This window comes from Limosilactobacillus kribbianus (assembly GCF_026413145.1).
GTDB classification, from domain to species: Bacteria; Bacillota; Bacilli; order Lactobacillales; family Lactobacillaceae; genus Limosilactobacillus; species Limosilactobacillus kribbianus.
In genome coordinates this window covers 1-1,269 of sequence record NZ_JAOVYZ010000101.1, presented here as the reverse complement: position 1 = coordinate 1,269, position 1,269 = coordinate 1, and the positions used below count along the sequence as shown (strand labels likewise).

Below are 1,269 nucleotides of genomic sequence, written 5' to 3'. Positions count from 1 at the left end.
ATTTAATTTTAAAAAGCAACGCTGTTTAAAGCAAAGAGTGAGCCTTCATTCACACAAATTGTGTAAATAAAGGCTCACTCTTTTGGTATCCCAAATGTCAATAGCTTAACTTAATGACATTGATTTTCAGTCTCCTAATCACTTTTTTTAATCAAGCCTAGCAATTTCTTTTCGTGGCGGCGCGAAACCGGGCAGGTGTCACCGTTGAAAAATTCGATTGTATGGTGGAAGAAGTCGATTCTTTTGACCTGCTGCGGATTGATCAGATAACTGCGGTGGGCCCGGAAGAAATGGGTGTCCAGTTTCTCAATCTCGTGCAGGTTATAGTTGACCTGAATTGACTGACCATCCACCGTCTGCATCATGCTGGAATGGGAATTCGCGCTGTTAGAAACGAAATAACAGATGTTATTCAGGGGCATCTTTAACAGGTCGGTATAGGATTTATAGGTAAAGAATTCCTGATTGGCCTGCTGGGCGTTTTTCCGGAGGATTGTTTGCAAGTCCGCGGTAAGTTCCTTATAAATGTTGCCCCGGTCCTTGGCGATAAAGTCTAGCGCGCTGACCCGGTACTTATAAGTCGTGTAGACCATTTCATGTGAACGGTGATGAAAATGATTGATGCTAACTGATCGCGGGTCCGGATAATTTGACTAAATTCCAGCCCGGCGTTTTTGTCCCCATTAATCTCCAGGTCAAGGATAAAGACGTTTTCTTTACTTGGGCGTGGCAGGGCGGCCCGAATTTCTTCAATCGTTTGGAAAAGATGAATGTCTAGATCTTGAAGATGAAGTTGCGTGCCGATTTGTTGAATCATTCGCTGTAAGTATGTTAATTGTCGTCTATCATCTTCCAGGATAAAGATGTCTAACATGGTGCAAAACCTCCCAATTAATACCACTTTCGAATATATCATATCTAAGGCGGGGAACGATTGCTTTCATCTTAGGTTGGCTGAATTTGTGAAGAAACACTGAAAAAGAAGGGCGATTTTTTCACTGAATGGTAATTTATTTCAGCTAATAAAGGCAGCGAAGTTGTGGGAGACAACAAACTGTTTTCAGGGAACGGCAATCTTTTTCACCTAAAAACATGAAAATGAAGAAAAACGCAGAAATCTGTGCTAACGAATAGCAAAATTTTTATACTTGGCAGATTGCAAGAAATAACTTGAACGAATTTAATGACGTAAATTAAGCAGGAAGATCTCGATTGGTGTGCGCCAGTTAAGACATTTAAGTGGCCGGGAATTCAGATACCAATTGATTT

General features: G+C 41.1%; 2 protein-coding genes. Both read right to left on the bottom strand.

Annotated elements, in window-relative coordinates:
* Positions 1-134: 134 nt before the first annotated feature.
* Positions 135-593, bottom strand: coding sequence for a LytR/AlgR family response regulator transcription factor (locus OCT58_RS10345; protein WP_267202730.1), 459 nt, complete (start codon positions 591-593; stop codon positions 135-137).
* Complete coding sequence (locus OCT58_RS10340; RefSeq protein ID WP_267202729.1) at positions 554-874, bottom strand: response regulator; 321 nt, start codon at positions 872-874, stop codon at positions 554-556. The genes OCT58_RS10345 and OCT58_RS10340 overlap by 40 nt, the downstream gene beginning before the upstream one ends.
* Positions 875-1,269 lie beyond the last annotated feature (395 nt).

Bases quoted from the DNA above. Each gene is read 5' to 3' on its own strand.
- OCT58_RS10345 (WP_267202730.1), bottom strand. From the start codon at position 593: ATGGTCTACACGACTTATAAGTACCGGGTCAGCGCGCTAGACTTTATC.
- OCT58_RS10340 (WP_267202729.1), bottom strand. From the start codon at position 874: ATGTTAGACATCTTTATCCTGGAAGATGATAGACGACAATTAACATAC.